The organism is Stenotrophomonas sp. CC22-02 (assembly GCF_004365115.1).
Classification (GTDB): domain Bacteria; phylum Pseudomonadota; class Gammaproteobacteria; order Xanthomonadales; family Xanthomonadaceae; genus Stenotrophomonas; species Stenotrophomonas forensis.
This window is the reverse complement of sequence record NZ_SOCO01000001.1, coordinates 576,926-593,250: the sequence shown is the minus strand read 5'-3', so window position 1 is coordinate 593,250 and position 16,325 is coordinate 576,926. Positions and strand designations below refer to the sequence as shown.

Below are 16,325 nucleotides of genomic sequence, written 5' to 3'. Positions count from 1 at the left end.
GTCGAAGGCGGGGCGCTGTGGGCTTGCGGGGTGTGAGCCGCATGGATGCGGCGACCAAGCCCCCATGGACGGGTTCACGGCGGCCCCGCAAGCCCACAGTGCTCCGCCTCCCCTCAGGAAGCCAGCTGTTGACGTTGACGTTGCTCTGGCCTCGGCGGGTGCAGGGCGGCAGCCCTGCAGACAAACCCCCATCCTCAGTAGCGGGGCCGGCCTTCTTCCAGCACCTGGCGCAGGAACGGCACGGTGATCCGCCGCTTCGCCGCCAGCGACTCGCGGTCCAGCCAATCAAGCAGCGTGATCAATCCACCCAGCTCGCGCCCGGTGTGCGACAGCAGCCACTCGATGGCCGCCTCGTCAATCGCCAGGCCCCGGCGCAGCGCGCGCTCGCGCAGCACCGCGGCGCGGCCTTCCTCGTCCAGTGGCTGCAGCAGCACGCGCACGCACTGGCCCAGCCGCGAACGCAGGTCCGGCAGCACCAGGCCCAGTTCCTCCGGCGCCTTCTGCGCCGTGTACAGCACGGTCACTCCGGCAGCGCGCGCGCGGTTGTGGAAATCGAACAACGCGATCTCGTCCTCGCGATTGCCGGCCACTTCGTCCAGACCGTCCAGCGCCACCAGCTCGCGCGACTCCAGCCCATCCAGCGCCGCACGCACACGGCCGGCGGCGCTGGCCAGCGGCACGTAGGTCGGCAGGCGGCCGGCCTGCTCGGCACTGGAACACATCGCCAGCGCCTGATGGGTCTTGCCCGTACCCGCCGCGCCTTCCAGGTAGACCCAATCGTGGCTGGCGCCGACCGCGATCGCACGCAGCTGCGCCAGCGCGCCATCCGGCGCGCCGATGAAGGTCTCCAGGCGCTGGTCCCGCGGGTAATGCAGGGCCAGCGGCAGTTGCGGCACACCCATCACTTCAGGTCGGGGCCCTTGTCATCCGGAAGAATGATATGAGGCTGGTCAACCACGCCATCAAGCACGATCGCCGGTTTCTCACCCACGTACAGCTCGCTCTGGCGGTAGCGCTGGTGGGCATAGCGCAGCAGCACGTTGGTCACCGCCGCCACCGGCAGCGCCAGCAGCATGCCGAGGAAGCCGAACAGCTGGCCACCGGCCATCACCGCGAAGATCACCGCCACCGGGTGCAGGCCGATCTTGTCGCCAACGATGCGCGGGGTCAGCACGTAGCTTTCCAGCAGCTGGCCGACGGTGAACACCACGCCGACCAGGATCAGCAGCTTCAGGTCGAAGCCCTGTGCCTGCACCAGCGCGGCCACCACCGCCATCAGGATGCCGGTGGTCGCGCCCAGGTACGGGATGAAGCTGATCAGCCCGGCAATCAGGCCGATCAGCAGGCCCAGCTTGAGCCCGACCAGCGACAGGCCACCGGCGTAGATGACGCCCAATGCCAGCATCACCAGGAACTGGCCGCGGATGAACGCGCCCAGCACCTCGTTGGACTCACGCGCCAGCGCGCTGATGGTGCCGATGTGGTTGCGCGGGATCACCGACGCCACACGCTCGACCAGCTTGTCCCAGTCGCGCAGGAAGTAGAACGCCAGGATCGGCAGCAGCAGGATGTTGACCACCCAGGTCACCATCGCGAAACCCGAACGCGAGACGTAGCCCATGAAGGTGGTGGCAAAGCCGCCGGCCTGCTGCCAGTGGCTGCGCACCCATTCGATCAGGCGGTCCGGATCCAGCCACTGCATCACTTCCAGGCCGGTCTTCTGCTCGAACCAGGGAATCCCCTTCTCCATCAGCCATGCCTGCGCCTGCGGCGCGACCGCGATCAGGGTGGTGATCTGGCGCTCGATCATCGGCACCAGCACCAGCAGCAGGGCCACGATCACCAGCACCATCGCCGCGAACACCAGCACCACGCCGGTCATGCGCGAGCGGCCGGTGGCCTCGATGCGGTCGACCAGCGGATCGCCCAGCCAGGCCAGCGCCAGCGCCAGCACGAACGGGGTCAGGATCGGCGCCAGCAGCCACACCACCCAGCCGACCAGGCCGGCGAACAGGATGTACTTCAGGCGGCGCAGGAACTGCGCGATTTCCGCTTCAGGGGTCAGGGTCATCGCAGGCGGTACTCGTTGCTGACCGGCGCGGCGACCGGGGTCCCGGTGGTGTCATCGATCGGGGTCGGCAGGGCCGGCAGCGGCGCGCTCGGCACCAGCACGCCGTTGTCGCCCAGCATGCGGTTGAAGCCGGCCAGGCCGGTGGTCATCTCCAGGCTCAGCTCCAGCTGGCTTGCCGAGGCGTGCAGCGGGGTGACGTTGCGCACCACCGGCACCTCGCGCAGGCCAGCGGCCAGGCGCAGGTAGTCGTCGGCGCTGTTGATGCCGGTCACCACCACGCGGTAGGTCCCGGCCTGGCCGACCGCCACGCCGGCCTTGGCGTAGCGCTTGACCAGCGCATCGGCGGCACCGTCGGCGCCGGCGGCCATCGCGCGCATGGCGTTGGCGTCCTTGCTGGTCCACTTGTTCAGTTCACGGCCGTTGTCGACGAACACCCAGTCCGCCTGCCAGCCGCCATTGGCGCGGTACAGCTTGCCGATCAGCTGCATCGGCGGCGAATAGCGCGAGGAGGCACGGGCCACGGCGGCACTGTCCTGGCGCCAGATGGCCCCGGCCAGCGCCTGCTCGGCGGCGCCCCCGCTGGGCAGGCCCAGCTTGTAGCCACGCTCGATGGCGCGGTTCAGCAGCGGGCGGGCGGCATTGGCCTGCTGCACGCTGACCAGGCGCGGGCCGCTGCCGTCATCGACCGCCAGCCACAGCACCGGCTTCGGCCGCGGCTGCGGCCACAGCGGCAGGCCCAGCGCCGAGACCAGCGAGTCCACGTCATCCTCGCGGAAGCGCGCCACCAGCAGGGTACGGAAGCTGGGGGCGCCGCTGGCGCTCACGCTCTGGTCCTGCTTGTAGTCGTAGCTGGCCACGTAATCCTTGGCATTGCGCAGTGCCTGCGCCACGCCGGGGCGGGACATCACGCTGCGATCGCCGGACAACTTGCCCAGAACCACGCTCAGCGCGCGGGCCAGGGCGCCGTTGCGATCGGCTTCGGCCTGGCTGTTGACGGGCACTTCGGCCTCGTACGCGCCAGTGGCGGTGGCGACATCCCCCTCCGTGCGCAGGCCGCTCTGGGCCATCGTGGCCACCGGCAGGCTCAGTGCAATGAGCAGGGTCAGAATCAGGCTGCGGCGCATCAGGACATCCATTGGCTCGACGTATCCGGGGGGAATTGTTGCCCGAATACGGACTTTGCGCCAATGCGGCCTGTTAAAATCGCCCGTTCAACCCCTGCCAGCGCCGACGCCCGTGACCAACACCCCGTCTTCCGCCCCCTCCCCCCTCACCTACCGTGATGCGGGTGTCGACATCGACGCCGGCAACGAGCTGGTCGAGCGGATCAAGCCCCTGGTCAAGCGCAGCTTCCGCCCGGAAGTGATGGGCGGCCTGGGTGGCTTCGGCGCCCTGTTCGACCTGTCCAACAAGTACCGCGAGCCGGTGCTGGTGTCGGGTACCGACGGCGTGGGCACCAAGCTGAAGCTGGCCCACCAGCTGAACCGCCACGATACGATCGGCATCGACCTGGTCGCCATGTGCGTGAACGACGTGCTGGTGCAGGGCGCCGAGCCGCTGTTCTTCCTGGACTACTTCGCCACCGGCAAGCTGGACATCGACACCGCCGCGGCGGTCGTGGGCGGCATCGCCAACGGCTGCACCGAGGCCGGCTGCGCGCTGATCGGCGGCGAAACCGCTGAAATGCCCGACATGTATGCCCCGGGCGAGTACGACCTGGCCGGGTTCACCGTCGCCGCGGTCGAGAAGAGCGAACTGAAGGATGGCGCCAGCGTCGCCGCCGGTGACGTGCTGATCGGCATCGCTTCGTCCGGCCCGCACTCCAACGGCTATTCGCTGGTGCGCCGCATCTACGACCGCGCCGGCCAGCCGGCCGATCTGGAGCTGGAAGGCGGCGTGAAGCTGGTCGATGCGCTGATGGCGCCGACCCGACTGTACGTGAAGCCGATCCTGTCGCTGCTGAAGTCGCACGGCGCCGCCATCCACGGCATGGCCCACATCACCGGTGGCGGCCTGACCGAGAACATCATCCGCGTGGTGCCCGAAGGCCTCGGCCTGGACATCCAGGCGTCGTCCTGGACCCTGCCGCCGGTGTTCCAGTGGCTGCAGAAGGAAGGCGCGGTAGCCGACAGCGAGATGTGGCGCACCTTCAACTGCGGCATCGGCTTCGTGCTGATCGTCGCACCGGACCAGCTCGCTGCCGTGTCCGATGCGGTCAAGGCGCAGGGCCTGGAGCACTGGACCATCGGCCAGGTGGTCAACGCCGAAGGCGCCGAGCGCGTCCACATCGGCTGATCGCACGCCCAGGAGCCCGCATGGACGCAACGCCCCCCGTGTCACCCGCCCCGCCGCCGCTGGCGACGGTGCCGGTGTTCAGCGCGCAGGATGCCGACCACCTGCGCATGCTGTCCATCGCGCACTACGTGGTTGGTGGCCTGATCGCGCTGTTCTCGCTGATCTTCATCATCCACATTGTGCTGGGCATCAGCGCACTGACCGGCCACCTGCCGATGAACTCCGGTGGCCAGCCCTCGTCACCGGCCGAGCAGCGCCTGTTCGGCTGGATGTTCACCATCATCGGCTGCCTCATCGTGTTCGGTGGCGTGACGCTCGGCGCGTTCGTCGCCTATGCCGGGCGCTGCCTGGCCGGTCGCCGCCGCTACCTGTTGTGCCTGATCGTGGCCGGCCTGGCCTGCCTGTTCGCGCCGCTCGGCACGGTGCTGGGGGTGTTCAGCCTGATCATCCTGCTGCGTCCGCAGGTGAAGGCGGCCTTCGAAGCCAACGTTCCTTCCCGCAGCTGAGATTTCCATGGCTTCCGTCCCGCCCCCGTTGAATGTGCCGCCTGGCTGGACCGCGCTCCAGATCGGTGGCCACCTGCACACGCTCAGGATCCTGTTCTGCGTCTACGGCGGCATCCAGCTGGCGCTGTCCGTCGTCCTGCTGATGGGCGCGCTGGGCGGCTACATCAGCGAAAGCCGGAACCCCACCGCGGGCATGTCGCCCGTGCTGCTGGCGGCGATCCTCGCTGTCGCGGCACTGGCCATCGGCGCACTGGGCACGCTCAGCCTGACCGCCGCGAACCGGCTGGGGCAGCGCCGCCAGCGCACGTTGTGCCTGGTGGCGGGCGGTGCCGCCTGCCTGGGCGGCGCGCTGGGCATCGCGCTGGGGGTATACGCCCTGATCGTGCTGCTGCGTGCGGATGTCGCCGCCAGCTTCAACGAACCAGGCGGCGCGGTGGTCGCATGACTGCTCGCATTGCGGTACTGGCCTCCGGCCGTGGCAGCAATCTGCAGGCCATCCTCGACGCGATCGGCGACGGCCGCCTGCCGGCCGACGTGGTCGGCGTGTTCTCCGACCGTCCAGGCGCCGCAGCGCTGCAGCGGGTGGCACCGGGCCTGCGCTGGGCACACGCGCCGAAGGAATTCAGCGACCGCGCCGCCTATGAGCAGGCGCTGGGCGATGCCGTGCAGGCATCCGCACCGGACTGGATCGTCTGTGCCGGCTACATGCGCATCCTGGGGGCCGCCTTCGTGCAGCGCTTCGAGGGCCGCCTGGTCAACATCCACCCCTCGCTGCTGCCGCTGCACAAGGGATTGGACACCCATGCGCGGGCCTTGGCAGCCGGTGACGCCGAACACGGTGCCAGCGTTCACCTGGTGGTGCCGGAACTGGATGCCGGGGCGGTGCTGGCGCAGGTGCGGGTACCGGTGAGGCCCGGCGACGATGCGCAGGCGCTGGCCGCGCGCGTGCTGGCCGTGGAGCACCCGTTGCTGATCGCCACCCTGCAGCTGCTGTGCGCCGGCCGCCTGGCTGAACGGGGAGGACAGCCCCAGCTGGACGGTCACCCCCTGTTTAGCCCGTTGGCCCTAGATTCCGCCGGGAACCTGAACCGGTAACGCCCGTGCACACGCCCCGCTGACTGCGGGGCTGGCATCCTGCCCCTCCCTGCGGTCCCTGTCCTTCATGAAGACCACGACCCTGCTGTCCACGTCGCTGCTGCTGTCGCTGGCCGTATTGCCCGCTGCGGGCTGGGGCCAGGCGCAAGCGCCTGCCGCCTCGCCCTCCCCGGCGCCGGTGCCTGCCGTGCAGCCGCCTGCCGAGCCGGCGGCGCCGGTGCTGCCTGCGCTGGCGTGGGAACCGCCGCCGCTGCAGCCGTTCAGCGCCACCTACCAGGCGTTCTACAAGGGCAAGGAAGCGGGCGATGCCAGCATGCAGGTCACCCACACCGGCGGCAGCCAGTGGCGGGTCGACATGCAGGTGGTCGGCCGCCGCGGCTTTGCCAGCGTGCTCGGCCTGAACATCGAGCAGAGCACGGTGTTCGAGGAACGCGGCGGTGTCTACGCGCCACTGAGCCAGAGCACGGTGCGCAAGGGCCTGTTCCTCGGCAAGAAGGCCGTGGGCACCTATAACTGGCAGGCCGGTACCGCGCAGTGGACCGGTGACGTGAAGAAGGAACGCGCACAGCCAATCCCGCTGCAGCCCGGCGACCAGAGCGCGCTGCTGATCAACCTGGCGATCATGCGCGATGCGCGCCCGGGCGCCGCCATGCACTACCGCTACGTGGACATGGGCAAGGTTCGCGAGCATGACTACCAGGCCGAGCAGCAGACCGAGAACGTCGAGGTCGGCGACCTGTCGTACAACGCGCTGCGGGTCTACCGGACCAACGGCGGCAACAATGAAACCATCCTCTGGATCGCCAACGGTGTCCCCACCCCGGTGCGCATCCTGCAACGCGAAGACGGCGAAGACCGCGTCGACCTTCGTCTGATCGAATACCAAGGAGTCTGAGCATGAGCACCCTGACCCGCCCCCTCACCTGGATCGCCGCAGCCGCCCTGTCGATGGCCAGCCTGCCCGCCATGGCCCTGCAGCCGTTCAAGGCCGATTACCTGGCCAGCTACATGGGCATGCAGGCCAATGGCAGCATGACCCTGAGCAGCGAGGGAGCCAACAAGTGGCGCTACACGCTGCAGGTAAAGAACCAGCTGGCCGACCTGAGCCAGAGCACCGTGTTCGAAGAAGTACGCGGCCAGCTGCGCCCGCTCAGCAGCCAGGATCGTTCGGCGCTGCTGGTGAAGAAGCGCAACGTGCAGGCCAACTACAACTGGAACAGCAACCAGGCCACCTGGACCGGCGACATCAAGCCGGACCGCGCCGGCCCGATCGCGCTGAAGACCGGTGACATGGATGCACTGCTGATCAACCTGGCGATCGCCCGCGACCTGGCCGCCGGCAAGCCGCTGACCTATCGCATGGTCGACGAAGGGCGCATCAAGAACATGACCTACCGCGTGATCGGCAAGGAGTCGATCACCGTGGGTGGCAAGAGCTACGAAGCCACCAAGGTCTCGCGTGCCGACGGCAACAAGGAACTGATCGCGTGGATCGTGCCTGAGTTCCCGGTGCCGGCGCGCATGCTGCAGCGTGAGAACGATCGCGACGCGCTGGACCTGACCATCAAGGCGATGAACTGACCGGAGATCCACGCCATGCGTGGATTCACGTCGCGCAAGGAAAACGCCCGCTTTCGCGGGCGTTTTCTTATTTCTTCGCTTCGGCCGGCTTCGCTTCCGCTGGCGTGAACTCGGTGCGGCAGTCCACGCGGATCTGCTCGCCCGTGCTGCGCCAGACGAAGGTGCGGCAATGGCGGTTGCCGTCCTGGCTGTCGTTCACCGCAACCGCGTAGAACGACTCGATGATCTCGTCACGCGAGACGGTGCCATCGCCGTTCCAGTCCATGTCCTTCTGCTCGATGCCCCGGGTGATGGCGATGTTGGCGTACCAGGCGTAGCCCAGCCACGCCAGCACGATCAGCACCAGCGCCAGCAGCGCCTTGCGACGCGGGCTGAACTTGCCGCGCAGGATCATGGCACGCGCCGGATGGTGGCACCGAGCGAAGACAGCTTCTCTTCGATGTTCTCGTAGCCACGATCAAGGTGGTAGATGCGGTCGATGGTGGTGTCACCGTCGGCCATCAGGCCGGCCAGGATCAACGACGCCGACGCGCGCAGGTCGGTGGCCATCACCGGCGCACCGCTCAGGCGTTCGTGGCCACGGGCAATGGCCGTGTGGCCTTCGACCTGGATGTCCGCGCCCAGCCGCAGCAGTTCGTTGACGTGCATGAAACGGTTCTCGAAGATCGTTTCATTGATCACGCCGACGCCGTCGGCCACGCAGTTGAGCGCCATGAACTGCGCCTGCATGTCGGTCGGGAACGCCGGGTAGGGCGCGGTGGTCAGGTTGACCGCCTTCGGCCGCTTGCCCTGCATGTCCAGGGTGATGCTGTCTTCGGTGGTCTCGATCTTCGCACCGGCCTCGACCAGCTTGGACAGCACAGCGTCCATGGTGTTCGGGCGCGCGCGGTTCACGGTGACCTTGCCACCGGTCATCGCGGCGGCCACCAGGAAGGTGCCGGTCTCGATGCGGTCGGGCAGCACTTCGTGGCGGCCACCGGACAGGCGCTCGACGCCTTCGATGACCAGGCGGGCGGTGCCCAGGCCTTCGATCTTCGCGCCCAGCGCGATCAGGCAGTGCGCCAGATCGGTCACTTCCGGTTCCATCGCGCAGTTGTCGAGGATGGTGGTGCCTTCGGCCAGCACCGCGCCCATCAGCACGTTCTCGGTGCCGGTGACACTGACCATGTCGAAGGTGAAGTGGCCGCCCTTCAGCCGCTTGGCCGAGGCCTTGATGAAGCCGTTCTCGACCACGATCTCGGCGCCCAGCGCCTGCAGGCCCTTGATGTGCTGGTCGACCGGGCGCGAACCGATCGCGCAGCCGCCCGGCAGCGACACTTCCGCAGCGCCGAAGCGGGCCAGCAGCGGGCCCAGCACCAGGATCGAGGCGCGCATGGTCTTGACCAGCTCGTACGGCGCCACATGCTGGTTCACAGGACGCGGATCGACCACGATCGCGCTGCCGCGCGACAGCGTGCCCTGGTCGATGGTGACCTTGGCGCCCAGCTCGCCCAGCAGTTTCACCGTGGTGACCACGTCGTGCAGGTGCGGCACGTTGGTGATCTCCACCGGCGCATCGGCCAGCAGGGTCGCGCAGAGAATGGGGAGGACGGCGTTCTTGGCGCCGGAGATGCTCACTTCACCGTGCAGCGCAGCGCCGCCGGTCACAACGATCTTGGCCATGTATTCGGGATCTTCTGCGGTTCAGCCGGCTTCGGCCGGGGTCACGGTTTTCAGCGCCAGCGCGTGGATCGCGCCGCCCATCAGGTCGCCCAGGGTGGCATAGACCATCCGGTGCCGGGCCAGCGGCATCCTGCCAGCAAAGGCCTCGCAGACCACGGTCGCTTCGAAATGCACGCCATCGTCGCCACGCACGTCGGCGCGGGCGCCGGGCAGGCCGGTTTCGATCAGATTGCGGATGGTGTCGGCGTCCAACGGGCTTTCCTAATAAAATGAGCGCTCATTCTACTTCCGCTGCGTGGCGTCCGCATGGCCGAGCCTCTCCTGCCCCCCCGTTCCGTCGACCCGGCCAGCCTGGTCGCCAGCGGCCGCCGTGTCTTCGACATCGAGCAGCAAGCCCTGAATGCGGTCGCTGCCCGCCTCGGCGATGCCTTCCAGCAGGCCTGCCAGGCGATCCTGTCCAGCCGCGGGCGGGTGGTTGCCACCGGCATGGGCAAGTCCGGCCACATCGCCCGCAAGATCGCCGCCACCCTGGCATCGACCGGCACCCCGGCGTTCTACGTGCACCCGGGCGAGGCTGGCCATGGCGACCTGGGCATGATCACCGAGGACGACGTGGTGCTGGCGCTGTCCTATTCGGGCGAGTCGGACGAAGTCCTGATGCTGCTGCCGGTGCTCAAGCGCCAGGGCAACCTGCTGATTTCCATGACCGGACGCCCGCAGTCAAGCCTGGCTGCCGCCGCCGACATTCATCTGGATGTCAGCGTGCCGGCCGAAGCCTGCCCGCTGGACCTGGCCCCGACCTCCAGCACCACCGCGTCGCTGGCGATGGGCGATGCGCTGGCCGTGGCCCTGCTCGATGCGCGCGGTTTCACCGCCGATGATTTCGCCCGTTCACACCCGGCCGGCAGCCTCGGCCGCCGCCTGCTGCTGCACATCACCGATGTCATGCACACCGGCGACGACCTGCCCCGGGTCGAGGCCGGTGCCAGCCTCAGCGAAGCGCTGATGGAAATGAGCCGCAAACGGCTGGGCATGACCGCCGTGGTCGATGCCGATGGCGTCCTGATCGGCCTGTTCACCGACGGCGACCTGCGCCGCGCGCTCGACAGCGCGCTGGACGTGCGTACCGCGAAGATCGCCGATGTGATGACCCGCAACCCACGTACCATCGGCGCCGACCAGCTGGCCGTCGAAGCCGCGCGGCTGATGGAGACCCACAAGATCACCGGCCTGATCGTGGTCGATGGCCAGGGACGCGCGGTGGGTGCCCTGAACATTCATGACCTGTTGCGGGCGCGGGTGGTTTAACCGACAGTCCGTAGACCCCATTCAGTCTGTATCGTCCATCCGCCCACACCGAGCCTGTCGCCCTGATGCCCTGGTCCCCCCTGCCCGCCTTCCCCGCCCACCTGCATGCCGCTGCGGCCCGCGTCCGCCTGGCGTGCTTCGACGTGGACGGCACCCTCACCGACGGTCGGCTGTACTACGACAAGGACGGCAATGAGAGCAAGGCGTACTTCGTGCAGGATGGCCTGGGCCTGAAACTGCTGCAGCAGCACGGCATCCATCCCGTGCTGATCACCGCGCGCAACAGCCAGTCCGCGCTCCGGCGTGGCGCCGATCTCGGCATCGACACCCAGATCGCCGTGGGTGACAAGCTGGCCAGCGTGCAGGCGCTGTGCGCGCAGCACGGCATCGGCCTGGAACAGGTGGCCTTCATGGGCGACGACCTGCCGGACCTGGCGCCGCTGGGCGCGGTGGGCCTGGCCGTGGCGCCTGCCAACGCACACCCGTGGATCGCCGAGCGCGTGCACTGGCAGACCCGCACCGACGGCGGGCGTGGCGCTGCACGTGAGCTGTGCGATGTCCTGCTGGCCGCCCAGGGCCATGTGGATGCGGTCCTGGCGAGGTTCGGCGCATGAACCGGCCGACCCTGAACTGGCGCACCGCACTCGGCATCGGCCTGCTGCTGGCCGCGCTGCTCAGCAGCTGGGCCGCGCTGCGCAACCGTGACAAGGGACCGGCCAACGGCGGCAACGAGATTGGCGTGGACTACATCCTGCACGACTTCACCATCGTGGCCCTCGACGAACAGGGCAAGGAATCGACCACCCTGCGCGCACCGCTGCTGGAGCGTCAGCGCGGTGACCAGACCATCAGCATCGCGACCCCGCTGTTCGAAATGCCCGACAAGGACGGCAAGCACTGGACGCTGCGTTCGGAGACCGGCTGGCTCAGCGCCAAGGGCGACGAAATGAAGCTGCGTGGCAACGTCGCAGGCGACAGTCCCGCCGGCCCGGGCGTACCGCCCACCACCTTCCGCACCGACCATCTGGACGTGTTTCCGAAGGAAAGCCGTGCCCGCACCGATGCGCTGGTGACCATGACCCGGCCCGGAATGGAACAGTCCGGCGTCGGCTTCGAGGTGGATTCGAAGAACAACACGTATCATTTCCTCAGCCAGTCCAAGGGCCGCTACACGCCCCGGCACTGATCCCGCCGCCAGCCTGCGACGTCCCCGGACAGGCGCACGGCCGGCAGCCCCTCCCCGCCCCCGGTTTCCGGGAGCCCTCCACCGGTAGAACGGACCCCGATGAAGATTCCCTTTGCAGCCGTACTCGCGCTCGCACTTGTTGTGCCCAGCGCCGCCTTCGCCAAGTCCACCGACCGCAACGAGAACATGAACATCGATTCCGGCGCCCAGTCCGGCGTGCTCACCGGCGATGGCAAGACCGTGCTCTCGCAGGGCGTGAACATCACCCAGGGAACCCTGGACATCCGCTCGTCGGAAGCCGAGATCTACCTGAAGGATGGCGAGGCCGTGCGTGCGGTGTTCACCGGCAAGCAGGCCACCATGAAGCAGCAGCTCGACGATGGCACCTGGATGGACGCGGTGGCCGATCGCATCGACTATGACATCAAGAGCGAGATCATCACCCTGACCGGCAACTACAAGGTCACCAGCGCGCGCGGCACCAACGCCGGCCAGCGCATGGTCTACAACACCCGCAGCGGTGAGATGAACTCCGGTGGCGACGGCAGCCGCGTGCGCACCGTCATTCCGCCGAAGAACAAGAACCCGGCCGCACAGCCGGCCAAGCCTGCCGGGAGCAAGAAGTAATGCTTGTCGCCAAGGGCCTGCGCAAACGCTACAAGCAGCGTGAAGTCGTCAAGGACTTCGGGCTGACCCTCGATGCCGGTGAAGTGGTCGGCCTGCTGGGCCCCAACGGTGCCGGCAAGACCACCTGCTTCTACATGATCGTCGGCCTGGTCGCCGCCGATGCGGGCAGCATCGTGCTCGACGGACGCGACATCACCGGCGACCCGATGTACACCCGCGCCAAGCAGGGCGTGGGCTATCTGCCGCAGGAACCCTCGGTGTTCCGCAAGCTGACCGTGGCCGACAACATCCGCCTGGTGCTGGAACTGCGCGAGGACCTGGATTCGGCCGGCCGCGAACGCGAACTGAGCAGCCTGCTCGACGAACTGCAGCTGGGCCACGTTGCCGACCAGCTCGGCGCCAGCCTGTCCGGTGGCGAACGCCGTCGGTGCGAGATCGCCCGTGCACTGGCCGCGCAGCCGCGCCTGATCCTGCTCGACGAGCCGTTCGCCGGCGTCGATCCGATTTCGGTCGGCGAGATCCAGCGCATCGTCACCCACCTCAAGCAGCGTGGCATCGGCGTGCTGATCACCGATCACAACGTGCGTGAGACCTTGGGAATCTGCGACCGCGCGTATATTCTCGCCGAAGGCGCCGTATTGGCCCAGGGCTCGCCGGAGGCGATCCTGGACAACGCCGACGTACGCCGCGTCTACCTTGGGGATTCGTTCAAGCTGTGACGGCGGGCACCGGGGCACTTTCCATCCTTTCGGCACAGGTATGAAGACTCGGCTGCAGACATCGTTGGGACAGCAGCTGGTGCTCACGCCCCAGCTGCAGCAGGCGATCAAGCTGCTGCAGATGTCCACCACCGAGCTGGAGCTGGAAATCGCCCAGGCCGTGGAAAGCAATCCCCTGCTGGACTGGGCCGACAGCAACGACGGCCCTGCCGCCAACGAGGCCAGTGACGGCCACGACAGCGAAGCCCCCAGCGAACGCGCCGAAGATGGCGACGATTGGGTGCCTGCCGAGCTGGACTGGAGCGCTGCCGGCAGCGGTGGCAGCTTCGACGATGACGACGACACCGGCAGCGCCGCCGAGCGCGTGGCCGAAAGCGAGACGCTGGCCGATCACCTGCTGTGGCAGCTGCACCTGTCACATCTGTCCGCACCCGATCGCAGCATCGGCGCCGCGCTGATTGATGCACTGGACGACGATGGCTACCTGCGGGAACCGCTGGCGACCATCGCTGAAACACTGCTGCCAACGATCCATGCCGACGAGGACGAGATCCTCGCCGTACTGCATCGCATCCAGCGTTTCGATCCGGTCGGCGTGGCCGCACGCACACTCGGTGAATGCCTGCAGCTGCAGCTGGACGTGCTGGGCGAGGACACGCCCGGACTGGCCCTGGCGCGACAGATTGCCGCAGGGCCGCTGGAACGCTTGCCGCGCAGTGGCGTGGCCGGCCTCGCCCACGAACTGAAACGACCGCTTGCCGATGTCGAGACCGCCGTCGCCCTGCTGCGCTCGCTGGACCCGCGCCCGGGCACGCAGATTGCGCCGCTTTCGCAGGACACCTACGTGGTGCCCGACGTGGTGGTGTGGCGGCAGAACGGCGTCTGGCGCGCGGCACTGGCCGGCCATGCCGGGCCGAAGGTGGTGATCCACCGCGGCTACGAACAGCTCATCCGCCGCTGTGGCGAGGCCGATGCCGGTTATCTGCGCGCGCAGCTGCAGGAGGCGCGCTGGCTGCTGAAAGGGCTGCAGCAGCGCGGCGAGACCCTGCTGCGGGTGGTGCGCAGCCTGATCCTGCAGCAGGCCGGATTCCTCGAATTCGGCGAACAGGCGCTACGCCCGCTGACCCTGCGCGAGATCGCCACCGAGCTCGGCCTGCACGAATCCACGGTATCGCGCGCGATCGCGCGCAAGCATGTGCGCACGCCGCGCGGCACCCTGCCGCTACGCGCCTTCTTCGCGTCGGGCATCGATACCGAGGGCGGCGGCGAGGCGTCCAGCACGGCCATCCAGGCCATGATCCGGCGACTGATCGACGACGAGAACCCGCGCAAGCCGCTTTCTGACGCCAAGCTGGCTGACCTGCTCAAATCGTCGGGAATTCCAGTAGCGCGACGCACCGTGGCGAAGTATCGTGAAGCCATGAACATTTCCGCCTCGCACGAAAGGGTCAGAATCGCTTGACGCGCCGCCGCGCCCGGCGGAGAGGTTCATTGGCACATCCGAACACAGGAGAAACCCGATGCGCATCGAAACGTTTGGCAAAGATGTCGAAGTCACCCCGGCCCTGCAGTCCTATGTAGAGGAGAAGCTGGCCCGGATCGGAAAACACTTCGATCAGCACTGCGAAGCGCGGGTGACCCTCAAGCTGCAGAAGACCGAGCATCACGTCGACGCCAGCCTCAACATCCCGGGGCAGACCCTGCACGCCGAGGCCGGCGGCCAGACCATGTATGCCGCAATCGACCTGCTTGCGGACAAGCTTGACCGCCTTGTGATCAAGCACAAGGAGAAAAAACAGCAGCACGCGCCGCTGCCGGTGGGCGACAATGGTGGCTGATCGCCACTGTTCCCCGCAGACATGCCCCTGACTGACCTCCTGGCGGCCGTGCAGACCCAGCTCTGCACGGCCACCGACCGCGACAGCGTCCTGCAGGCCGCCGCCGGGCTGCTGGCCTGCCGCCAGGCCAATGCCGAACAGATCTACCTGAACCTGTGCCAGCGCGAAGCGCTGGGCAGTACCGCAATCGGCCATGGCATCGCCATTCCCCACGGCCGCGCGCCGACCCTGGACCGCCCCCGTGGCGCCCTGCTGCGGCTGGCCACCCCGGTCGACTTCGGCGGCGATGAGCCGGTGGACCTGGTGTTCGCGATGGCCGTCCCCGCCCACTACACCCACCAGCACCTGATGCTGCTGTCCGAGCTGGCCGAGTTGTTCTCCGCGCCCGACATCCGCCAGGCGCTGCGCGCGGCCGGCGACGCCCGGGCCCTGCGCCAGGCCCTTGAGCTGACGCCACCTGCGAGCGCCGCATGAATACCAGCATCACCGCCCGTGAACTGTTCGAACAGCAGCGCGAGCGGCTGGGGCTGCGCTGGGCTGCCGGCAAGTCCGGCGAGAAGCGTGAACTGGAGGCCGGCAACACGGTCTCCCGGCGGCCCTCGCTGGCCGGCTACCTCAACGCGATCTACCCCAACAAGGTGCAGATTCTCGGCACCGAGGAACTGTCCTGGCTGGATGCTCTGGAGCCTCGCCAGCGCTGGGAGACCATCGAGAAAATCATGCAGTCGCACCCGCTGGCGCTGGTGCTGACCCGCAACCAGCCCTGCCCGGAAGACCTGCGTGCGGCTGCAGACGAGTCCGGTACGCCGCTGTGGCTGTCACCCAAGCGCGGCCACGAACTGCTCAACCACCTGTCCTACCATCTGGCGCGCACGCTGGCACCGCGGGTGATCCTGCATGGCGTGTTCATGGAGATCTACTCCATCGGCGTGCTGATCACCGGTGAGGCCGGCTCGGGCAAGAGCGAACTGGCGCTGGAACTGCTCAGCCGCGGCCATCGCCTGGTGGCCGACGATGCACCCGAATTCACCCAGATCGCCCCCGACGTGCTCGACGGCACCTGCCCCGAACTGCTGCAGGACCTGCTTGAGGTGCGCGGCCTGGGCGTGCTGAACGTGCGCGAGATGTTCGGCGACACGGCTGTAAAGAAGAACAAGTACCTTCGGTTGATCGTCCATCTGACCAAGCCGATGACCGAACCCACGCCGCATGGCTACGAGCGCCTGACCGGCGATTCGGGAACCCGCCATGTGCTGGACCTGGACGTACCGCTGATCACCCTGCCGGTGATGCCTGGCCGCAACCTGGCCGTGCTGACCGAGGCGGCCACCCGCCTGCATATCCTGCGCACCAAGGGCATCGATCCGGCGGCGATGTTCATCGCCCGCCACAGCAATCTGCTGGAACGGCGAACGCCCTGACCCCTGTCTTTCGAAG

The 16,325-nt window shown here is 67.9% G+C and carries 21 protein-coding genes; 15 read left to right on the top strand and 6 right to left on the bottom strand.

The genetic code is table 11. The features are described from left to right. Nucleotides 1-194: 194 nt before the first annotated feature. From hda to N440_RS02865, 3 genes are read right to left on the bottom strand one after another with little or no spacing between them, the layout of a single operon-like run. Nucleotides 195-902 carry a DnaA regulatory inactivator Hda gene (gene hda / locus N440_RS02875; protein ID WP_133934013.1) on the bottom strand — a complete coding sequence of 236 codons (708 nt, stop codon included), beginning with the start codon at nt 900-902 and terminating at the stop codon, nt 195-197. Continuing rightward, nucleotides 902-2,071 (bottom strand): AI-2E family transporter, encoded by a 1,170-nt coding sequence (locus tag N440_RS02870; RefSeq protein ID WP_006423004.1) that lies wholly within the window; start codon nt 2,069-2,071, stop codon nt 902-904. The genes hda and N440_RS02870 overlap by 1 nt, the downstream gene beginning before the upstream one ends. Next, complete coding sequence (locus tag N440_RS02865) at nt 2,068-3,195, bottom strand: DUF2066 domain-containing protein (RefSeq protein WP_243831277.1); 1,128 nt, start codon at nt 3,193-3,195, stop codon at nt 2,068-2,070. The genes N440_RS02870 and N440_RS02865 overlap by 4 nt, the downstream gene beginning before the upstream one ends. Before the next feature lie 112 nt (nt 3,196-3,307). Here N440_RS02865 and purM point away from each other — a divergent pair, with 112 nt between their 5' ends. The 6 genes from purM to N440_RS02835 all read left to right on the top strand — a co-directional run bounded on the left by purM (nt 3,308) and on the right by N440_RS02835 (nt 7,548). Beyond that, entirely contained in the window at nt 3,308-4,366 is a 1,059-nt protein-coding gene (gene purM, locus N440_RS02860) for a phosphoribosylformylglycinamidine cyclo-ligase (protein ID WP_133934011.1), read from the top strand. A 20-nt stretch (nt 4,367-4,386) separates the two neighbouring features. Next, nucleotides 4,387-4,872 (top strand): hypothetical protein, encoded by a 486-nt coding sequence (locus tag N440_RS02855; RefSeq protein ID WP_133934010.1) that lies wholly within the window; start codon nt 4,387-4,389, stop codon nt 4,870-4,872. A gap of 7 nt (nt 4,873-4,879) precedes the next feature. After that, nucleotides 4,880-5,317: a hypothetical protein gene (locus N440_RS02850; RefSeq protein WP_133934009.1), complete on the top strand. Its 438-nt coding sequence runs from the start codon at nt 4,880-4,882 to the stop codon at nt 5,315-5,317. Beyond that, a complete protein-coding gene (gene purN / locus N440_RS02845; RefSeq protein ID WP_133934008.1) occupies nt 5,314-5,967 on the top strand; it encodes a phosphoribosylglycinamide formyltransferase in 654 nt (217 codons plus the stop codon). The genes N440_RS02850 and purN overlap by 4 nt, the downstream gene beginning before the upstream one ends. 67 nt (nt 5,968-6,034) lie before the next feature. Next, complete coding sequence (locus N440_RS02840; protein WP_133934007.1) at nt 6,035-6,862, top strand: DUF3108 domain-containing protein; 828 nt, start codon at nt 6,035-6,037, stop codon at nt 6,860-6,862. Between the two features lie 2 nt (nt 6,863-6,864). Further along, a complete protein-coding gene (locus tag N440_RS02835; RefSeq protein ID WP_133934006.1) occupies nt 6,865-7,548 on the top strand; it encodes a DUF3108 domain-containing protein in 684 nt (227 codons plus the stop codon). Between the two features lie 67 nt (nt 7,549-7,615). Here the strand turns inward: N440_RS02835 and N440_RS02830 are convergent, their stop codons facing one another. From N440_RS02830 to N440_RS02820, 3 genes are read right to left on the bottom strand one after another with little or no spacing between them, the layout of a single operon-like run. Then, nucleotides 7,616-7,942: an EF-hand domain-containing protein gene (locus N440_RS02830; RefSeq protein ID WP_133934005.1), complete on the bottom strand. Its 327-nt coding sequence runs from the start codon at nt 7,940-7,942 to the stop codon at nt 7,616-7,618. Continuing rightward, nucleotides 7,939-9,210 carry a UDP-N-acetylglucosamine 1-carboxyvinyltransferase gene (murA, locus tag N440_RS02825; RefSeq protein WP_133934004.1) on the bottom strand — a complete coding sequence of 424 codons (1,272 nt, stop codon included), beginning with the start codon at nt 9,208-9,210 and terminating at the stop codon, nt 7,939-7,941. Before murA ends, N440_RS02830 begins: the two co-directional genes overlap by 4 nt. Nucleotides 9,211-9,231: 21 nt before the next feature. Beyond that, entirely contained in the window at nt 9,232-9,462 is a 231-nt protein-coding gene (locus tag N440_RS02820) for a BolA family protein (protein WP_006422849.1), read from the bottom strand. Nucleotides 9,463-9,516: 54 nt separating this feature from the next. Between N440_RS02820 and N440_RS02815 the strand changes: the two genes are divergently transcribed. The 9 genes from N440_RS02815 (at nt 9,517) to hprK (ending at nt 16,309) form a co-directional block, all read left to right on the top strand. Then, on the top strand, nt 9,517-10,518 hold the full coding sequence (locus N440_RS02815) for a KpsF/GutQ family sugar-phosphate isomerase (protein WP_133934003.1): 1,002 nt from the start codon (nt 9,517-9,519) through the stop codon (nt 10,516-10,518). A gap of 65 nt (nt 10,519-10,583) precedes the next feature. After that, nucleotides 10,584-11,132, top strand: a complete 549-nt coding sequence (locus N440_RS02810) for an HAD hydrolase family protein (protein WP_006422845.1) — start codon at nt 10,584-10,586, stop codon at nt 11,130-11,132. Then, nucleotides 11,129-11,704: an LPS export ABC transporter periplasmic protein LptC gene (gene lptC / locus N440_RS02805; RefSeq protein ID WP_049455806.1), complete on the top strand. Its 576-nt coding sequence runs from the start codon at nt 11,129-11,131 to the stop codon at nt 11,702-11,704. The genes N440_RS02810 and lptC overlap by 4 nt, the downstream gene beginning before the upstream one ends. Before the next feature lie 99 nt (nt 11,705-11,803). After that, on the top strand, nt 11,804-12,331 hold the full coding sequence (lptA, locus tag N440_RS02800) for a lipopolysaccharide transport periplasmic protein LptA (RefSeq protein WP_006422810.1): 528 nt from the start codon (nt 11,804-11,806) through the stop codon (nt 12,329-12,331). Further along, the gene (lptB, locus tag N440_RS02795) at nt 12,331-13,050 is read left to right on the top strand and encodes an LPS export ABC transporter ATP-binding protein (protein ID WP_053449007.1); all 720 of its coding nucleotides are present in this window, start codon (nt 12,331-12,333) and stop codon (nt 13,048-13,050) included. Before lptA ends, lptB begins: the two co-directional genes overlap by 1 nt. Nucleotides 13,051-13,090: 40 nt before the next feature. Further along, complete coding sequence (locus N440_RS02790; protein WP_133934002.1) at nt 13,091-14,512, top strand: RNA polymerase factor sigma-54; 1,422 nt, start codon at nt 13,091-13,093, stop codon at nt 14,510-14,512. Between the two features lie 58 nt (nt 14,513-14,570). Then, nucleotides 14,571-14,888 carry a ribosome-associated translation inhibitor RaiA gene (gene raiA, locus N440_RS02785; protein ID WP_005415556.1) on the top strand — a complete coding sequence of 106 codons (318 nt, stop codon included), beginning with the start codon at nt 14,571-14,573 and terminating at the stop codon, nt 14,886-14,888. Nucleotides 14,889-14,909: 21 nt separating this feature from the next. Then, nucleotides 14,910-15,362, top strand: a complete 453-nt coding sequence (locus tag N440_RS02780) for a PTS sugar transporter subunit IIA (protein WP_006422799.1) — start codon at nt 14,910-14,912, stop codon at nt 15,360-15,362. Beyond that, nucleotides 15,359-16,309 (top strand): HPr(Ser) kinase/phosphatase, encoded by a 951-nt coding sequence (hprK, locus tag N440_RS02775; protein ID WP_004147299.1) that lies wholly within the window; start codon nt 15,359-15,361, stop codon nt 16,307-16,309. Before N440_RS02780 ends, hprK begins: the two co-directional genes overlap by 4 nt. Nucleotides 16,310-16,325 lie beyond the last annotated feature (16 nt).

Bases quoted from the DNA above. Each gene is read 5' to 3' on its own strand.
- hda (WP_133934013.1), bottom strand. From the start codon at position 902: ATGGGTGTGCCGCAACTGCCGCTGGCCCTGCATTACCCGCGGGACCAG.
- N440_RS02870 (WP_006423004.1), bottom strand. From the start codon at position 2,071: ATGACCCTGACCCCTGAAGCGGAAATCGCGCAGTTCCTGCGCCGCCTG.
- N440_RS02865 (WP_243831277.1), bottom strand. From the start codon at position 3,195: ATGCGCCGCAGCCTGATTCTGACCCTGCTCATTGCACTGAGCCTGCCG.
- N440_RS02855 (WP_133934010.1), top strand. From the start codon at position 4,387: ATGGACGCAACGCCCCCCGTGTCACCCGCCCCGCCGCCGCTGGCGACG.
- N440_RS02850 (WP_133934009.1), top strand. From the start codon at position 4,880: ATGGCTTCCGTCCCGCCCCCGTTGAATGTGCCGCCTGGCTGGACCGCG.
- purN (WP_133934008.1), top strand. From the start codon at position 5,314: ATGACTGCTCGCATTGCGGTACTGGCCTCCGGCCGTGGCAGCAATCTG.
- N440_RS02840 (WP_133934007.1), top strand. From the start codon at position 6,035: ATGAAGACCACGACCCTGCTGTCCACGTCGCTGCTGCTGTCGCTGGCC.
- N440_RS02835 (WP_133934006.1), top strand. From the start codon at position 6,865: ATGAGCACCCTGACCCGCCCCCTCACCTGGATCGCCGCAGCCGCCCTG.
- N440_RS02830 (WP_133934005.1), bottom strand. From the start codon at position 7,942: ATGATCCTGCGCGGCAAGTTCAGCCCGCGTCGCAAGGCGCTGCTGGCG.
- murA (WP_133934004.1), bottom strand. From the start codon at position 9,210: ATGGCCAAGATCGTTGTGACCGGCGGCGCTGCGCTGCACGGTGAAGTG.
- N440_RS02815 (WP_133934003.1), top strand. From the start codon at position 9,517: ATGGCCGAGCCTCTCCTGCCCCCCCGTTCCGTCGACCCGGCCAGCCTG.
- N440_RS02810 (WP_006422845.1), top strand. From the start codon at position 10,584: ATGCCCTGGTCCCCCCTGCCCGCCTTCCCCGCCCACCTGCATGCCGCT.
- lptC (WP_049455806.1), top strand. From the start codon at position 11,129: ATGAACCGGCCGACCCTGAACTGGCGCACCGCACTCGGCATCGGCCTG.
- lptA (WP_006422810.1), top strand. From the start codon at position 11,804: ATGAAGATTCCCTTTGCAGCCGTACTCGCGCTCGCACTTGTTGTGCCC.
- lptB (WP_053449007.1), top strand. From the start codon at position 12,331: ATGCTTGTCGCCAAGGGCCTGCGCAAACGCTACAAGCAGCGTGAAGTC.
- N440_RS02790 (WP_133934002.1), top strand. From the start codon at position 13,091: ATGAAGACTCGGCTGCAGACATCGTTGGGACAGCAGCTGGTGCTCACG.
- raiA (WP_005415556.1), top strand. From the start codon at position 14,571: ATGCGCATCGAAACGTTTGGCAAAGATGTCGAAGTCACCCCGGCCCTG.
- N440_RS02780 (WP_006422799.1), top strand. From the start codon at position 14,910: ATGCCCCTGACTGACCTCCTGGCGGCCGTGCAGACCCAGCTCTGCACG.
- hprK (WP_004147299.1), top strand. From the start codon at position 15,359: ATGAATACCAGCATCACCGCCCGTGAACTGTTCGAACAGCAGCGCGAG.